Below are 16,058 nucleotides of genomic sequence, written 5' to 3' on the forward strand. Positions count from 1 at the left end.
CTGATCTTTCGAGAAGTCCGGGGCGATTTGTAGACCATGGCATCATCGACCACAACACCTGCACCACTCGGCACATCGACTCCGCGAGGCTCCGGGCAACAGCCTATGAGCTTCGCGGAGCGGCTGCGTAAGGGCGACGAAATTGCTTATCTCGTCACCCTGATGGCGGCGCTTGCCATTCTCCTCATTACCGGTTTGCTTGCGCAGCACCTTTGGGCGAACTCGCTTCTTTCCCGGCAGAAGTTTGGCTGGCACTTCCTCACCTCATCCACCTGGGACCCGGTCAGCGCGACCTTCGGGGCGCTTCCGTTCGTCTATGGCACGCTGCTGACTTCGGTCATCGGCCTCGTCATCGCCGTCCCGATCGGCATTGGCGCCGCGATCTTCCTTTCGGAGATGGCGCCACGGAAGGTCTCAAACGTTCTGACGTTCCTGATCGAGTTGCTCGCGGCCGTTCCGAGTGTGATCTTTGGGCTGATCGGCATCTTCGTGCTCGTTCCACTGTTGAACAAGGTCGTTCCTCCGATCACGGATCATCTTCAGTTTCTGCCGATCTTCAAGGGGTCGTTCTACGGCGTCAGCTACCTGACCGCGGGCGTCGTGCTCTCGATCATGATCGTTCCGTTCATCGTGTCGATCTCGCGCGAGGTGCTGATGTCGGTGCCGACAGCGCAGCGCGAGGCCATGATGGCCCTCGGGGCGACCAAGTGGGATGTCACCTGGCGCTCGGTCGTTCCATATGCGCGACGGGGGATCATCGGCTCGATCTTTCTTGCGCTTGCACGCGCGCTCGGCGAGACGATGGCGGTCACAATGGTGATCGGCAACGTGCCTGAGATCCACGCATCGCTGCTCTCGCCCGGATATACGATTGCCGCCGTCATCGCGAACGAGTTTACCGAGGCGACCGACGACATTTACCTGCACGCCCTGATCGAGATGGCTCTCGTCCTCTTCGTCGTGACCATGATCGTGAACGCGGCCGCTCGGTTGCTGATGCTGACCGCTGGAATCCGGGAGATTCGCGAATAATGGCTACCGCCAGCTATCCCCCCTTACGCAAGAAGATTACGAACGTCGTCATGCTGACCATCACGGGCCTTTGCGCTCTCGCGGTCGTGTCGGTGCTGATCTTCATCCTTGGCTACCTCGTTGTGAACGGGGCGCGCTCGCTGAGTTGGTCTTTCTTTACCAAGCTGCCGGTCCCCGTGGGCGAAGTCGGCGGCGGTATGGCGAACGCGATCATTGGCTCGGGCAAGCTGTTGATGATCGCAGCAGCGGTCGGTGTGCCGCTTGGCCTGCTCGGCGGCATCCACCTGGCGGAGTTCGCCGGTGGCGCCTTCTCGGCGATTGTCCGCTATACGACCGATCTGCTGAACGGCGTGCCGTCGATCGTGATGGGCATATTCGTCTACACGCTGATCGTGCTGCCGATGCATCACTTTTCGACGCTGGCTGGCGGCGTCGCGCTGGGCATCATGATGATTCCGATCGCGCTCCGCAGCACGGAAGAGTTTCTGCGGGGTGTGCCGCGTTCACTGCGCGAGGGCGCGATGAGTCTGGGCGCAAGCAAGACGCAGACGATCTTCACCGTCATCATTCCGGCAGCGCTTCCCGGCATAGTGACCGGCATCATGCTGAACCTCGCCCGTGTTGCTGGCGAGACGGCCCCACTGCTCTTCACATCCTTCAACAACCAGTACTGGAGCCCGGGCTTCAACCAGCCCTCAGCCTCCCTTCCGGTGGTGATCTTCAACTACGCGATCTCACCTTACGAAGACTGGCATCGGCAGGCATGGGCTGGTGGATTCGTCCTCCTGACGGCCGTCCTGTTGATCAACATTCTCGCTCGCCTGGTTCTCTCAAGGCGGACTCATCTTCCCCGCAGCTAAGGCAAGGCGTACCTTAGGAGCAGCACATGGCAGCAGCCGCATTCAAACTCGGAGATTTCAGCAAGGTTCGGGACGAACGTTTCGGAGACGAACAGCTTTCCATCGTTCCTCCGCTGACGCCGCAGTTCACCGTCAACGACCTGAACTTCTTCTACGGAGATTTTCAAGCGCTGCACCACCTGAACATGAAGGTCCCGGCCGACAAGGTAACCGCACTCATCGGACCTTCGGGCTGCGGCAAGTCGACGTTCCTCCGGATCCTCAACCGCATGAGCGAGACCCTCCCCGGCACACGGGTCGAAGGTGAGATTCTGCTTGGCGATCAGGACCTCTTCAGCTTTCATCCCACCGCTCTTCGCCGCCGTGTCGGCATGGTCTTCCAGCGGCCGAATCCGTTTCCCAAGAGCATCTTCGATAACGTCGCTTACGGTGTCCGCATCAACCGCATGCTTCCGGCGAGCGAGATGAAGGATCGCGTCGAGCAGAGCCTTCGCCGCGCCGCGCTCTGGGAAGAGGTGAAGGACAAGCTCCACGTCTCGGCCCTGTCGCTCTCGGGCGGTCAGCAGCAGCGGCTTTGCATCGCGCGGTCACTTGCTGTCGAGCCTGAGGTTCTTCTGCTCGACGAGCCCTGCTCGGCGCTTGATCCGCTCGCCACCGCGAAGATCGAGGACCTTGTCTTCGAACTCAAGGGCACGTGCACGATCGTGATCGTGACGCACAACATGTTGCAGGCTGCGCGCGTCGCGGACTACGTGGGGTTCTTCCTCACCGGCAAGCTGATCGAGTTCGAGGGTGCGCGCAAGATGTTTATGAACCCGACGAACAAGCAGACCGAGGACTACCTCACCGGCCGCTTCGGGTAAAAAGAAGCTTATCAGCAAAAGCCCCTCCTCCAGATTGCCGGGGAGGGGCTTTTTTGCTGGATGCTTCTATCGAAGATTCACGTAGCCGCCATCGAGCGGGTAGTCCACACCCGTAATGAACGCCGCTTCATCCGAGCACAGGAACAGGGCCAGGTTCGCGACCTCGGCCGGCTGCCCCATGCGCCCGATCGGCTGAGCCGCGGAGAGAGTTGCGAAGACTTCCTCTTCGCGGCCGGCGTAATTGGCCGCCAGGTATCCGTCGACGAACGGCGTGTGTACCCGGGCGGGCGAGATCGCATTGCATCGGATGTTCTTCTTCAGGTAGTCCTTCGCGATCGAGAACGTCATTGAGAGGACGGCTCCCTTGCTCATGGAGTAGGCGAACCGGTCGCTCAGACCGCAGGTGGCCGAGATGGAGGCCATGTTGAGGATAACGCCGCCGCCCTGCTTCACCATGCCGCCGATAATCGCCTTCGTGCAGTGATAGACGCTCTTCACGTTGACGGAGAGCACCTTGTCCATGTCCTCGGCCGTGGTCGTCTCAACAGTGCCGATGGCTGCGACCCCCGCGTTATTGACGAGGACATCGATACGCCCCTCGGAGAGGAGCTTTGAGAAAACAGCATCCACCTCGGCCTGCTTTGCGACATTGCAGCCATGGGCGAAGGCGAGTCCGCCCGCGTCCTCGATAGTCTTCGTGGCGGCACTGGCCGCATCGAGGTTCAGGTCGACGATGTGCACCGTCGCTCCCGCGCCTGCCAGCGCCTGCGCGATCGCCAGACCGATTCCGCTTGCCCCACCTGTCACAATCGCCGAACGCCCATCGAGCCGAAACTTAGCCACGCCACCTCTCCCTGTTGAAGTACCAAGCGATTGTATCGCCCGCCCCATACAATGGTCCGAGACTCGCTCACACGCCGAGTCCACAGGAGATGATGGATGCGCCTTGTAAGCTACGAGTCGAACGGAACCGTCTGTGCGGGACTTCAGTCCGCCTCGCTCGACACGATCTACCCCCTCGCCCGCCTTGGATACCCCGACACCCTTGCGTTTCTGACCGCAGGCGCTGAAGCCTGGGAAGCAGCCGAAAAGGCCTCCGCCTCCGCGACGAACCTGATCCAGGTAGCCGAAGCGACGCTGCTCGCTCCCATCGCGCGTCCCGGCAAGTTCCTCTGCATCGGCCTGAACTATAAGGACCACGCCGAAGAGTCGAACATGGCTCTGCCCAAGACGCCGGTCGTCTTCACCAAGTTCAACAACTCGATCGTCGGCCAGGGCGCGACGGTAATCCTGCCTAAGCTCAGTACGCAGCCCGATTATGAGGCGGAACTCGCCATCGTGATCGGCAAGCGCGGCCGGAACATCGCTCCCACGGACTGGGAGGAGTACGTCTTCGGCTACACCATCGTGAACGACGTGAGCGCGCGCGATGTGCAGATGGCAACCACCCAGTGGAGCCTCGGCAAGAGCTTCGACACCTTCGGCCCCATGGGCCCGGCCATCGTCTCGAAGGACGAGATTACCGACCCGCACAAGCTCTTCATCCGGCTCTCCATCGACGGCGAGATGCTTCAGGACTCAAACACCGATCAACTCGTCTTCAAAGCGCCCGACCTCATCGCATATCTCTCGTCCATCATGACGCTCGAACCGGGCGACATGATCAGCACAGGAACCCCTGCCGGAGTCGGCCTCGGGCGCAAGCCACAGCGCTGGATGAAGCCCGGCGAGACCATGACGATCGAGATCGAAGGCATCGGCTCACTCACCAACCCCATCGCGGCCGAAGCCTAAGGAGAACGACTGCCTTGAGTGAAGTCCTCATCACCCGCGCACGCGTCATCGACCTCCGCTTTCCCACCTCTCGCGAGAGCATCGGCTCCGATGCCGTCAACAAGGATCCCGACTACTCCGCCGCCTACTGTGTGCTCGAAACCAATGCCGGGTTCGAGGGGCACGGGCTAACGTTCACTCTCGGGCGAGGCACCGACCTCGTCGTCGGGGCGCTCGAGTTTCTCTCGACGCTCGCTGTAGGCCGCACTCTCTCCTCGATCACGGAGAACTTCGGCGCCTTCGCCCGCCTACTCACGGACGAGAACCAGTTCCGCTGGCTCGGCCCGGAGAAGGGCGTCATCCAACTCGCCGCTGCTGCGCTCTTGAATGCCCTTTGGGACCTGTATGGGCGGGTCGAGAAGAAGCCCGTGTGGCAGCTTCTCGGCGACATGGAGCCAGAGCAGATTCTCTCTGCGATTGACTTCCGCTACATCGACGATGCGCTTCCGCGCGACTGGGCTCGCGAGCTTCTGGAAGAGAGTCGCAGGGGCTACGCCGAGCGGCTCGATCTTCTCGACCGCGACGGCTTCCCGGCTTACACCACCTCGGCAGGTTGGTTCGGCTTCAGCGACGAGAAGATCCAGCGGCTCTGCCGGGAGGGACTCGCGGATGGCTGGACGCACTTCAAGCTCAAGGTAGGCGGCAACCCTGCCGACGACCTCCGGCGCGGGCGTCTTATGCGCGAGGCAATCGGCCCGGATAACTTCCTGATGGTCGACGCGAACCAGAAATGGGGTGTCGAGGAAGCCATCGCACGCACACGCGAGCTGGCCGAACTCAAGCCATGGTGGATGGAGGAGCCGACCAGCCCCGACGACATCCTCGGCCACGCGCGGATTCGGCGCGAGTCCGGCGTGCGTATCGCGACAGGCGAGCACTGCCACAACCGCATCATGTTCAAGCAGCTCTTTCAGGCGGGCGCGATCGACGTCTGCCAGATCGATAGCTGCCGCGTGGCGAGCGTCAACGAGAACCTCGCGATCATCCTCATGGCGGCAAAGTTCGGTGTCCCGGTGTGTCCGCACGCAGGAGGCGTTGGGCTGTGTGAGTACGTCCAGCACCTCTCGGCATTCGACTTCCTGCGCGTCGGGCAGACGATGAAGGATCGGGTGATCGAGTACGTGGGACACCTGCATGAGCACTTCCTCTACCCGGTGCGGATTCGCCAAGGCCGCTACTTGCTGCCCCACGACCACGGCTACAGCATTGAAATCTTCCAGGAGTCTCTCGACCGTTTTGCCTTCCCCGATGGTCAGTTCTGGAAGGAAGACCGAGAACAGAAGTAAGCATTGCCGCTACAAGGGGCTCCATGGCGTCGATTCAGATGCCTGGGGCTTGGTGCTTTAGCGAGCGATCGCGCGTACGTCGTCTACTCCGTTACGCACCGCGCTCACCACGTCGCGGATCTCGTCGAGCGTGGTTCCCTCGGTCAGAGTAAAGCGCACCGCCGTCTGCGCGACTGCTGGCTCGACGCCCATGGCTACGAGAACATGTGACGGCTCGTCACTTCCCGCCGCACAGGCCGAGCCGCTCGAACAAACGATGCCGCGTTCTTCAAGGTAGAGAAGGACTGCTTCACCACTCGTGCCAGGGAAGCAAAAGGAGGCGCTTCCTGGCAAACGCTTCTGCGGGTGCCCGGTAAGGATTGCCGTCGGGACGGCCGACAGCACACCATGGATGAGCTCATCGCGAACCTCGGTGAGACGCGCCATGCGCTCCGCTCGATCCTGCGAGGCCAGACGAAGAGCGGTCGCGAGTCCTACGGCTCCCGCGACATTCTCCGTGCCAGACCGCTTGCCGCGCTCCTGTCCGCCGCCGTGCATCACCGGCTCAAGCTGAAGGCGTCCCTTGGCGAAGAGCACACCGATTCCTTTCGGAGCCCCGATCTTGTGGCCTGAGAGACTGAGCGCGTCCACGCCGAGGGTTGCGATGTTGAGGTCCAGCGCGCCCGCGCCCTGCACTGCATCCGTATGCGCCGGGACCCCGAGCTTACGGGCAACCGCCGCGATCTCCGCGATGGGCTGGATCGTGCCGACCTCATTGTTCGCCAGCATTACGGTGACGAGGGTGGTGTCTGGGCGAATCGCGGCAGAGACCTGTCCGAGGTCCACCATGCCGTATCGATCGACGGAAAGGATGGTGATTTCGAAGCCATGGATGCGCTGGAGGTAGTCGCAGGATTCGAGCACCGCCTCATGTTCGATCGCGGTCGTGACGATGTGCTTTCCGCGCGGCTGCGCGAGAGCGATTCCCTTGATCGCGAGGTTGTCAGCTTCGGTACCGCCGCCAGTGAAGGTGACCTCACTCGCACGGCAGCCCAGGTCTTTCGCGACAGAAGCCCGGGCCACAGCTAACGCGTCCGCTGCTGACTTTCCCAGAGTGTGATGGCTTGAGGGGTTGCCGAACTCGCCCGTGAGATAGGGCCACATCGCCTCGAGCACCTCCCGCCGCACCGCTGTCGTGGCCGCTGCGTCGAGGTAGATCACGCTCCCGCCTTCACATCCATATCGAGGCCGAGATCGAGCGAGCGCACGCTGTGGGTCAGCGCGCCGACGGAGATCACATCGACGCCCGTGCGTGCGATGGCACTCACTGTCTCGAGCGACACGCCCCCGCTCGCCTCAACCAGTGCGCGGCCAGCAATCTGTTTCACACCCTGTGCGAGGTCTTCGATGGAGAAGTTGTCGAGCATGATCGTGTCGACCTTGGCAGCGAGGACCTCTTCGATCTGGTCCATGCGGTCGACCTCGACCTCCATGTGAATGGTATGCGGCAGAGCCTTGCGCGCCTCGATCAGCGCCTCGGTAAGCGACAGACCGCTCTCCCGGATGACCGCGAGATGGTTGTCCTTGGCCATGACCGCGTCCGAGAGCGAGAAGCGGTGGTTGATCCCGCCGCCGCATCGGACGGCATATCGTTCGATCAGCCGCAGACCAGGGGTGGTCTTGCGTGTGTCGACAATCCGCGCGGAAGTCCCCGCAATTTCAGCCACGTACTTGGCGGTCAGCGTAGCAATGCCCGACATTCTCTGTACGAAGTTGAGGGCTACGCGTTCACCTTGGAGCACGCCGCGCGCAGGCCCAGAAACCTCAGCCAGCACTGTGCCCTTTGCAAACATCTCCCCGTCCTCAACGAGCAGTGTCACTTTGATAGCAGGATCCGTGAACCGCATCCCCGCCGCGAATACGTTACTGCCGCTCATCACGCCTGGTTCGCGCGCCACAAGCTGCGCCTCGGCAATAGCAGACTCCGGCACAAGCACCTGCGAGGTGAGGTCTCCCCACGGGGCATCCTCATCGAGGGCCATCCGGACGACGCGCTCGATGGCACTCGGGGCGAGCGGCATCAGCCCCGGCCGTTTCAGCATAGGACCGGAACCTCTTTCGCGAACGCGAGCTGATGCGCGAAGGCACGCGAGGTCTCGGTGTAGTCGGGACGGTAGTGAGCGCCGCGAGACTCCTTGCGGGCGCTCGCCGCCGCAACCATCACACGGGCTAGCGTCAGCAGGTTCGCATCCTCGAGCTCGGGAACGCTGCGCCCAGCGGCCCGCCAGCCGGCGAGCTCATCCGCGGCCTCGGCCAGACCTTCACCATTGCGGAAGATTCCGACTGACTTCCACATCAGCTCCTGCAGGCGAAGACGATTCACTGGTTCGGCGGATATCTCTTCCTCGAGAGGCGCCGCAGCAATCTCAACCTCCTGGCCACACCCAAGTGACTCGGCTGCGGGAGAGTCCGCAACCACAACCTCAGCGCAACGCCACGCAAAGACCAGGCTTTCCAGCAGAGAGTTCGACGCCAGCCGGTTCGCCCCGTGCACGCCGGTACAAGCCGTCTCGCCGACCGCGAAGAGGCCGGGCAGCGAAGTGCGGCCCCAGACGTCGGTGCGAATGCCGCCCATCCAGTAGTGCGCGGCAGGGGTTACGGGGATCGGGTTGTGGCCCCAGTCCATTCCATAAGCCTTGCAGGCCCGATCGATGGTGGGAAAGCGCTCGGCCAGGAACTCAGCTCCAAGGGCGGTGGCGTCGAGCAGGACCGGCTTGCCATCCTGGCGAGCCATCTGCATCGCGATGCCACGTGAGACGACATCGCGTGGGGCAAGCTCGCCTCCGGGATGCACGTCGAACATGAAGCGCCGCCCCGTCACATCCCGCAGGACAGCTCCATCGCCCCGGACCGCTTCGGAGATGAGGAAGTTTCCACCAACTGCGAGCGCCGTCGGGTGGAACTGATAGAACTCGACATCGGCAACCTGCGCCCCGGCGCGGAGGGCGATCGCAACGCCGTCGCCGGTCGCGACCTTCGGGTTTGTGGTGTGGGTGTAGAGCTGGCCCGCGCCTCCACTCGCCAGCACAACCGAGGAGGCATCGAGTTGCCGGAAGCCATGGTCATGGTCGAGAACTTCGAGGCCAACGACCCTGCCGCCTTCGATCAGAATCTCTTTCGCGAAGGTGTGTTCGAGCACGGTGATGTTGGCCTGACGGACGGCTGTGATCAGAGCAAGTTCGATCGCGTTGCCAGTAGCGTCCCCGCCCGCGTGAAGCACACGGGCATGCGAGTGCGCCGCCTCCATGCCCCGGGCAAGCTCACCGTTCTTCCTGTCGAACTCGACGCCGAGCCGGATCAGATCGCGAATCCGTTGCGGACCTTCGGAGCAGAGGATTTCTACGGCTTCGCGACAGTTTAGGTCAGCCCCGGCGCGCAGCGTATCGGCAACGTGCTCCGCGACCGAATCGTCGTCGGTCATCGCGGCAGCAATGCCCCCCTGGGCATACCGCGTATTGCTGTCCTGCAACTCGGCCTTGGTTACGAGAGTGACGGAGTGCTTTCGGCTGATCTCGAGCGCCGCGATGAGGCCGGCGATGCCACTGCCAACGACGATGACGCGGCTCAAGCCTTCACCGCCACCGTCGCCGGGGCAAGCGCGAGCATGCGTTCGAGCGCGACGCGCGCCGGGACAGCGATCGATTCGGGCACAGTGATCTGGTTCAGAACGTCGCCGCGCTCAAAGGCCTCGAGCACCCACGCCAGATAGCCGGGATGAATGCGGTACATGGTCGAGCAGGGGCAGATCACGGGGTCGAGGCAGAAGATCGTGTGCTGCGGATACTGCCCGCCGAGACGCTGGACGAGATTAATTTCGGTGCCGATGGCGAACGTTGAACCGGCGGGGGCAGCGGCTACTGCCTTGACGATGAAGTCGGTCGAGCCTGCAGCGTCGGCTGCATCGACGACTTCCATCGGGCACTCCGGATGCACAATCACGCGCACGCCGGGATAATCCTTACGCGCCTGCTCGATCTGGGCCACGCTGAACCGCTTATGCACGGAGCAGAAGCCGTGCCACAGAAGCACCTTCGCCGATTCGAGCGTTGCAGCGGTATTGCCGCCCATCGGCTTGCGCGGATCCCAAGTCGGCATCTGCGCGAGCGGAACACCCATTTTCTTCGCCGTATTGCGCCCGAGATGCTGGTCCGGGAAGAACAACACCCTTTGCCCGCGCTCAAACGCCCATTGCAAAACGACCGCCGCATTGGACGAAGTGCAGACGACGCCGCCACGCTCGCCGCAAAAGGCCTTCAGCGCTGCCGATGAGTTCATGTAGGTGACCGGAATCACTGGCACCCTGCCGTCAGCGTCGGCCTCGGTCCCGTAGATCTCCTCAAGCTGCTCCCAGCACTCGGAGACGGAATCAATGTCGGCCATATCGGCCATCGAGCATCCCGCAGCCAGATTCGGCAGGATCACCGATTGGTCAACCCGCGAGAGCATGTCGGCCGTCTCGGCCATGAAGTGGACACCACAGAAGATGATCGCCTCGGCGTTCGGGCAGGTCTTGGCAGCCTGCGCCAACTGGAACGAATCGCCGACAAAGTCGGCGTACTGAATGACCTCGTCCCGCTGATAAAAGTGCCCGAGGACGACCGCCCGTTCGCCGAGCGCATGCTTGGCTGCACGAATGCGCAGATCCAGTTCCTGCGGCGAGGCGTCACGATACTCCTGCGGAAGCTGCCCTTGGCGCGGTGAGTTCGCGGGAATCGAATCGTTCTCCGACGATCCTGGCCCGTAGCTCGGGGGAAGCACATCGAACTGCCACGGCGCGTCCGCCAGCCGCGAATTGCATGTGCTGCGCGTCGCGAACGGCGAGCCCGAAACGCCAGTGGAACCCGCACTGAGAATCGTCTGAATCGTCACGTCAACAGATGACATGGAGCAACCTCCGTACAACCCTGCGAACCCGCGGCCCGGCCGAAATGACACCGTCTGCTGGTGATTAAGATTCAGCAAACAGACAAACGACCCATGAAGCCGACCCATGAAGCTCCTGGAGACTTCCAGGCCGCGCTGCTCCGCGAACGCGCTTACATCGCGTCGATCGCGGAAACCGCATATCCCGTCTATTATCGGCGTCTTCCGCCTCCTGTGACAATCAGGGTAAAGCGAACCACTTCCCTCCTTTGTTCCCTGGACCGGCGGCGCGATCCGAGTCATGTCTTGAACCAACCCTTCTCTCCGGAGCGTATACTTTCCCTAATTTAGGACGCATCCGCAGAGCGGAGCGGCACTGGAGAAGAAGCGTATGAGCCTCACCCAAACCCGTACCTCGATGCCGGAGGTACGTCCCGCCCGCATCACCGCCCACACCCTCCTCGAAAAGAAACGCCAGGCCCAGCCGATCACCGCGCTGACCGCCTACGACTATCCCACCGCACGCCTGGTCGACGAAGCCGGCATCGACGTCATCCTCGTCGGCGACTCGCTGGCCATGGCCGTCCTCGGCCACGAGGACACCCTCTCCGTCACCCTCGACGAGATCCTGCACCACGCCCGCGCCGTCAGCCGCGCCGCCCGCACGGCCTTCCTCATCGGCGACATGCCCTTCGGCAGCTATAACGTCTCCCTTGACGAGTCCGTCCGCAACGCCCTCCGCTTCATCAAGGAAGCCGGCATGGCCGCCGTCAAGATCGAAGGCGGTGTCCACCAGGCACCTCTCGTCGAGCGCCTCACCGCCGCCGAAATCCCGGTAGTCGGCCACATCGGCCTCACCCCACAGGCCGTGCACCGCATGGGCGGATATCGCGTCCAGGGCAAGACCGTCGAGGCCATGGACACCCTCGCCGCCGACGCCCTTGCACTCGAACGCGCCGGAGCCGTGGCGCTCGTCCTCGAAGGCATCCCGCGCGAACTCGCCGAGCGCATCACCCGCTCGCTCAGCATCCCCACCATCGGCATCGGAGCCGGGCCTGACTGCGACGGGCAGATCCTCGTCTTCCATGACCTCTTCAACTTCTCTTTTACCAACACGCCGAAGTTCGTCCGCCGCTTCGGAGACGCCACCCGACTTTACCGCGAAGGCATCGCGCAGTATCGCGAGTCGGTCGTCGCCCGCAGCTTCCCAAGCGACGCCGAAAGCTACCACCTTCCTGGAAACTCCCCAGCGGCGAGGACGCCAGGAATGCGCATCGCAACCACCATCGCCGAGATGCGCGCCGCCTGCCGCGAACTCCGCCACGCGCGTGGCGCGAACAGCATCCTCGGTCTCGTCCCGACGATGGGTGCCATCCACGAGGGGCACCTCTCCCTCGTCCGCGAAGCCCGCCGCAGCTGCGACGTCGTCACGGCCTCCATCTTCGTAAATCCCCTGCAGTTCGGCCCGACAGAGGACTTCTCCCGCTACCCTCGGACCTTCGAAGCCGACTGCCGCCTCCTTGAAACCGCTGGAGTCGACCTCCTCTTCGCCCCGGGCGTTGGAGAGATGATCCCCGCAAATGCCACCACAGCGGTCGAGGTCGCCGGCATCAGCGATCGCCTCGACGGATCCTCGCGGCCCGGCCACTTTCGCGGCGTCGCGACGATTGTCTCGAAGCTCTTCCATATCGTCCAACCCGACACCGCCTTCTTCGGCCAGAAGGACGCCGCGCAGGTCGCCGTGCTGCGCGCCATGGTCCGCGATCTCGATATGCCGGTAAGCCTCGTTGCCTGTCCCACCGTCCGCGACGCCGACGGCCTCGCCCTCAGCTCGCGCAACCGCTATCTCACTGAAGACCAGCGTCAGCGCGCTCTCACGCTCGCGCAGGCGCTCCAATCCGTCGAGGCGCTCGTAGCGGACGGAGAGGTCCACGCCAACGCCCTTCGCGCCGCCATGCATGCCACCCTCACCAGCACGCCGGGCGTCCGTCTCGACTACGCCGAGGTCGTCGATCCGAACACGCTCGAACCGCTCGAGACCATCACCGGGCAGGCCCTGATCGCCATCGCCGCGTGGGTCGGCGAGACACGCCTCATCGACAACACCACCGTCACCGCCCCGGCCTTGAGCCACGTACCGACGCTCGAAGAGGCGCATCATGCCTGACAAGAACGGCATCGGGCCTGACAAGGTCACCGTCGGCGTCTGCGGTGGCATCGCCGCCTACAAAGCCGCCGAACTCGTCCGCGCGCTGCAGGGCAAAGGTCTCGACGTCCACGTCGTCATGACGCGCTCGGCCGAGCAGTTCATCACGCATCTCACCTTCGCCTCGCTTACCGGCCACAAGGTCCACACCAGCCTCTGGGAGAACCCGGCCAACCCGGCCACGGGCGATGACGGTGCCGTCAGATCTGTGGGATTTATAGAGCACATCGCCGAGGCGCAGTCCACGAAGGTCCTCGTCGTCGCCCCCGCAACGGCGAACGCTCTCGCCCGCTTCGCCAACGGCCTCGCCGACGACTTCCTCTCGACCCTCTATCTCGCCACCACCGCCCCGGTGATCGTCGCCCCCGCGATGAACGTCAACATGTGGAACCACCCCGCGACCCGGGCAAACGTCGCGAAACTCCGCGAACGTGGCGTTCAGGTCATCGAGCCGGACGCTGGGTACCTTGCTTGCGGCATGGTCGGCAGCGGTCGCCTCGCCGACATCGCTACGATCGCCGACGCAGTCGTCACCACCCTCAAACAGTCCTTCGCCGTACGCGACCTCGCCGGAGAGACCATCCTCATCACCGCCGGCGGCACACGCGAGCCGATCGATCCCGTCCGCTTCCTGGGCAACCGCTCCAGCGGCAAGATGGGCTACGCCCTCGCCGAAGCCGCCGCCCAGCGTGGAGCCCGCGTGCTCCTCGTCAGCGCCCCGACGGCTCTCGCAGTGCCTCCAGGCTGCGAGTTCGTCCCCATCATCGAAGCCGCAGAGATGCAGCAGGCTGTGCTCGCTCATCTTCCCGAAGCCACGATGGTGATCGCAGCCGCAGCGGTTGCAGACTTCCGGCCGAGCCACGTAGCAGCGCAGAAGATCAAGCGCAAAGGCCCGATCACCCTCACCCTCGAACCCACCGAAGACATCGTCCGCGCCGCCGTCGCCCAGCGTGCGCCCGGCACCTTCGTCATCGCCTTTGCCGCCGAAACCGAGGACGCCCTGCACAACGCCCGGGCCAAGCTTCTCCGCAAAGGCGTCGACGCTATCGTCGTCAACGACGTCTCCCTGCCCGGCCTCGGCTTCGATTCCGACCGAAATGCCGCCATCTTCCTCACCGAGAGCTCGGCCGTCGACCTTCCCGAATCGCCAAAACAAGTTCTCGCACACCGAATCCTGGACGAAGCCGTCCAACAGAAACGTGAACAGAAAGCTGTAAGATGGCAAACATTGGCCTGCGGCCCGAAAGACTGAGCAGCCCCCAACGCGAGGCACTTTTGATGAGCCGGACCCGTCGTACCTGTCGATTGTTGGCCCTGACCGCCGCCCTGTCTCTCGCCGCGCGCCTCCCCGGCATCGCCCAGAAGACCGTCTATGAGACAACGCCCCCCCAGCGCAGCGCAACGGTAACGGTTCTTGCCCTCAGCACGGCAGTCCACCAGGGCTTCGCCGGGAATCAGGACACCTTCCTCGCCGACATCGCGTTCAAGGATGGCGACCACCAGACGGCGCGCCTGATCGACCTGTATCCCTCGTCCGACAACCCCATCCAGCGCACGCTCTTCACAGCGCACCGCCAATTTCACATGCGCCTCATCCGCACGCCGCGCTGTGATGGCCCGGCGAAGGACTTCTTCCTCTACCAGGGCGACGCCTACGTCTACGACGGAAGCGCTCGTACCACCCTCGCCGCCGACCCTTCGGCTCTGATTCCCTGCTACAAGATCGTCCACACCCAGACGAAGCTGATCAAGAAGTAAACCGCTCGATCAGAGCGATCAGCTTGGCGTCCTCCCCGGGAGCGGTCGCGATCTGCATGCCTGTCCCGAAGTTTTCTCCGGGAAGCGCGACCACCGGAAGACCGGCGAGGCTGAATGGCGTCGTGTACCGCAGGATCTCCGGGCGTATGGCGGTGTGATCCTCGCCGGCGACCAGCCTGCTCATCGGGGCGCACGGCAGCATCAGAAGGTCGAAGCGTGCCATCAAGGCTGTCATCCGCTCGCGAAAAACGGCAAGCCGCGCGAGGAGGTCCGTCACCTGCTCGTCGGTCAAGGAAGCTCCCCATTTGAGCCGGGCCGCGATCTCCGCGTCGAATTCGTCGTAGTGCCCCCGATGGATTGCCGCCGCCTCATGCGCCTGGATCCCCGAAAAGATCGCGACGCTTCCCTCCCACTCGCTGGCGTCGAACTCTTCGACCTCGGCCCCTACCCGCTGCCACCGCTCTTTAGATTGCCGGTAGGTCGCGATTACCTCGGCATCACATCTGGAGAGAAAGCTCTCGGCCACGCAGCCAACTCTGATGACTGCCGGAGTTGCCACGGCGGGGACGCCAAAAATCCCCTCCGCCAGCACGCTGAGATCCTTCAGATCGCGAAACAGCACACCTGGCGTATCGAACGAGCGCGCAAGGTGTCTCGCTCCCTGCCAAACCTCTGGCCACCAGGTCGATGCAATCGAATGCGAGCACCGATACCCGACCAGTCCGCAGAGCGCAGCCGGAACACGGATCGATCCGCCCGTATCGGTCCCAATAGCCGCCACCGCCGACCCTTCCTGCACACTCGCCGCCGCTCCGCTCGACGACCCTCCCGTAAGAAGACTGGCATCCCGTGGTTGAACACAATCGCCGTACTCAGGATTCTCGCCGGTGATGCCGTACGCGAGTGCCTGCAGGTGCGTCTTGCCGGTGATCACGCATCCGGCATCCCGCAGCCGTTGCGCCATCGCCGAATCGGCAGACGCAACCTCCCCCGTCCGCTCGTAGAATCGCGAACCGAACGTCGTCCGCGTACCTGCCACATCGAAGCAGTCCTTGATCGAGACCGGAACCCCATAGAGCGGCGGCCTTGCGTCCACATCCGGAAAACGGCCCGCCAGCGCCTCAGCCTGACGTATCGCTTCATCGCGGTCGAAGTGCAGGTAGGTGTTCCGCGATGCGATCCCGTTCGCCCGATCCGCGAAGCGCATCGCCACCTCAACCGGGTCAGCGCCAGCATCAAGCTCTAGCCGCAACTCGTCGATCATCAAAACCCTCCGGGGATCGCCCAAACCGATACAGCCCTTCACAACATCATCTCT

Annotated in this window: 14 protein-coding genes; 8 read left to right on the top strand and 6 right to left on the bottom strand. The window is 63.3% G+C overall.

Annotation, left to right across the window (positions count from 1 at the left end; translation table 11 throughout):
• Positions 1 to 36 precede the first annotated feature (36 nt).
• Genes pstC through pstB form a run of 3 tightly spaced genes read left to right on the top strand, consistent with a single transcriptional unit; the run spans position 37 to position 2,755 of the window.
• Positions 37 to 1,032: a phosphate ABC transporter permease subunit PstC gene (gene pstC, locus GRAN_RS06440; protein ID WP_206662709.1), complete on the top strand. Its 996-nt coding sequence runs from the start codon at positions 37 to 39 to the stop codon at positions 1,030 to 1,032.
• On the top strand, positions 1,032 to 1,892 hold the full coding sequence (gene pstA, locus GRAN_RS06445) for a phosphate ABC transporter permease PstA (RefSeq protein ID WP_128912121.1): 861 nt from the start codon (positions 1,032 to 1,034) through the stop codon (positions 1,890 to 1,892). Before pstC ends, pstA begins: the two co-directional genes overlap by 1 nt.
• Positions 1,893 to 1,918: 26 nt before the next feature.
• Positions 1,919 to 2,755: a phosphate ABC transporter ATP-binding protein PstB gene (gene pstB, locus GRAN_RS06450; protein WP_128912122.1), complete on the top strand. Its 837-nt coding sequence runs from the start codon at positions 1,919 to 1,921 to the stop codon at positions 2,753 to 2,755.
• Between the two features lie 66 nt (positions 2,756 to 2,821).
• Here pstB and GRAN_RS06455 read toward each other — a convergent pair whose 3' ends face one another.
• Positions 2,822 to 3,598, bottom strand: a complete 777-nt coding sequence (locus GRAN_RS06455; RefSeq protein ID WP_241654368.1) for an SDR family NAD(P)-dependent oxidoreductase — start codon at positions 3,596 to 3,598, stop codon at positions 2,822 to 2,824.
• A gap of 96 nt (positions 3,599 to 3,694) precedes the next feature.
• On the opposite strand from GRAN_RS06455, the gene GRAN_RS06460 reads away from it, so the two are divergent.
• Together GRAN_RS06460 and GRAN_RS06465 are read left to right on the top strand one after the other, a co-directional pair.
• The gene (locus tag GRAN_RS06460) at positions 3,695 to 4,549 is read left to right on the top strand and encodes a fumarylacetoacetate hydrolase family protein (protein WP_128912124.1); all 855 of its coding nucleotides are present in this window, start codon (positions 3,695 to 3,697) and stop codon (positions 4,547 to 4,549) included.
• A 14-nt stretch (positions 4,550 to 4,563) separates the two neighbouring features.
• Positions 4,564 to 5,874, top strand: coding sequence for an enolase C-terminal domain-like protein (locus GRAN_RS06465; protein ID WP_128912125.1), 1,311 nt, complete (start codon positions 4,564 to 4,566; stop codon positions 5,872 to 5,874).
• Positions 5,875 to 5,931: 57 nt separating this feature from the next.
• Here the strand turns inward: GRAN_RS06465 and GRAN_RS06470 are convergent, their stop codons facing one another.
• Genes GRAN_RS06470 through nadA form a run of 4 tightly spaced genes read right to left on the bottom strand, consistent with a single transcriptional unit; the run spans position 5,932 to position 10,797 of the window.
• Entirely contained in the window at positions 5,932 to 7,074 is a 1,143-nt protein-coding gene (locus GRAN_RS06470) for a cysteine desulfurase family protein (RefSeq protein WP_128912126.1), read from the bottom strand.
• Positions 7,071 to 7,955, bottom strand: a complete 885-nt coding sequence (nadC, locus tag GRAN_RS06475; protein WP_241654369.1) for a carboxylating nicotinate-nucleotide diphosphorylase — start codon at positions 7,953 to 7,955, stop codon at positions 7,071 to 7,073. The genes GRAN_RS06470 and nadC overlap by 4 nt, the downstream gene beginning before the upstream one ends.
• Positions 7,949 to 9,481, bottom strand: a complete 1,533-nt coding sequence (nadB, locus tag GRAN_RS06480; RefSeq protein WP_128912127.1) for an L-aspartate oxidase — start codon at positions 9,479 to 9,481, stop codon at positions 7,949 to 7,951. Before nadB ends, nadC begins: the two co-directional genes overlap by 7 nt.
• On the bottom strand, positions 9,478 to 10,797 hold the full coding sequence (nadA, locus tag GRAN_RS06485; protein ID WP_128912128.1) for a quinolinate synthase NadA: 1,320 nt from the start codon (positions 10,795 to 10,797) through the stop codon (positions 9,478 to 9,480). Before nadA ends, nadB begins: the two co-directional genes overlap by 4 nt.
• A 370-nt stretch (positions 10,798 to 11,167) precedes the next feature.
• Between nadA and panB the strand changes: the two genes are divergently transcribed.
• From panB to GRAN_RS06505, 3 genes are read left to right on the top strand one after another with little or no spacing between them, the layout of a single operon-like run.
• Positions 11,168 to 12,943: a 3-methyl-2-oxobutanoate hydroxymethyltransferase gene (gene panB / locus GRAN_RS26835; RefSeq protein ID WP_338323417.1), complete on the top strand. Its 1,776-nt coding sequence runs from the start codon at positions 11,168 to 11,170 to the stop codon at positions 12,941 to 12,943.
• The gene (coaBC, locus tag GRAN_RS06500; RefSeq protein ID WP_128912129.1) at positions 12,936 to 14,234 is read left to right on the top strand and encodes a bifunctional phosphopantothenoylcysteine decarboxylase/phosphopantothenate--cysteine ligase CoaBC; all 1,299 of its coding nucleotides are present in this window, start codon (positions 12,936 to 12,938) and stop codon (positions 14,232 to 14,234) included. The genes panB and coaBC overlap by 8 nt, the downstream gene beginning before the upstream one ends.
• Before the next feature lie 26 nt (positions 14,235 to 14,260).
• The gene (locus tag GRAN_RS06505; protein WP_128912130.1) at positions 14,261 to 14,740 is read left to right on the top strand and encodes a hypothetical protein; all 480 of its coding nucleotides are present in this window, start codon (positions 14,261 to 14,263) and stop codon (positions 14,738 to 14,740) included.
• On the opposite strand, the gene GRAN_RS06510 is transcribed toward GRAN_RS06505, so the two are convergent.
• Positions 14,730 to 16,004, bottom strand: a complete 1,275-nt coding sequence (locus GRAN_RS06510) for an amidase (RefSeq protein ID WP_128912131.1) — start codon at positions 16,002 to 16,004, stop codon at positions 14,730 to 14,732. The two genes, GRAN_RS06505 and GRAN_RS06510, sit on opposite strands and share 11 nt — an antisense overlap.
• Between the last annotated feature and the right edge of the window lie 54 nt (positions 16,005 to 16,058).

Origin of the sequence: Granulicella sibirica (genome assembly GCF_004115155.1) — a bacterium.
Lineage (GTDB): Bacteria > Acidobacteriota > Terriglobia > Terriglobales > Acidobacteriaceae > Edaphobacter > Edaphobacter sibiricus.

Excerpts from the sequence above, each read along its gene's own strand:
- pstB (WP_128912122.1), top strand. The coding sequence starts at position 1,919 with ATGGCAGCAGCCGCATTCAAACTCGGAGATTTCAGCAAGGTTCGGGAC.
- GRAN_RS06510 (WP_128912131.1), bottom strand. The coding sequence starts at position 16,004 with ATGATCGACGAGTTGCGGCTAGAGCTTGATGCTGGCGCTGACCCGGTT.
- GRAN_RS06460 (WP_128912124.1), top strand. The coding sequence starts at position 3,695 with ATGCGCCTTGTAAGCTACGAGTCGAACGGAACCGTCTGTGCGGGACTT.
- coaBC (WP_128912129.1), top strand. The coding sequence starts at position 12,936 with ATGCCTGACAAGAACGGCATCGGGCCTGACAAGGTCACCGTCGGCGTC.
- nadA (WP_128912128.1), bottom strand. The coding sequence starts at position 10,797 with ATGTCATCTGTTGACGTGACGATTCAGACGATTCTCAGTGCGGGTTCC.
- panB (WP_338323417.1), top strand. The coding sequence starts at position 11,168 with ATGAGCCTCACCCAAACCCGTACCTCGATGCCGGAGGTACGTCCCGCC.
- nadC (WP_241654369.1), bottom strand. The coding sequence starts at position 7,955 with ATGCTGAAACGGCCGGGGCTGATGCCGCTCGCCCCGAGTGCCATCGAG.
- GRAN_RS06505 (WP_128912130.1), top strand. The coding sequence starts at position 14,261 with ATGAGCCGGACCCGTCGTACCTGTCGATTGTTGGCCCTGACCGCCGCC.
- pstA (WP_128912121.1), top strand. The coding sequence starts at position 1,032 with ATGGCTACCGCCAGCTATCCCCCCTTACGCAAGAAGATTACGAACGTC.
- pstC (WP_206662709.1), top strand. The coding sequence starts at position 37 with ATGGCATCATCGACCACAACACCTGCACCACTCGGCACATCGACTCCG.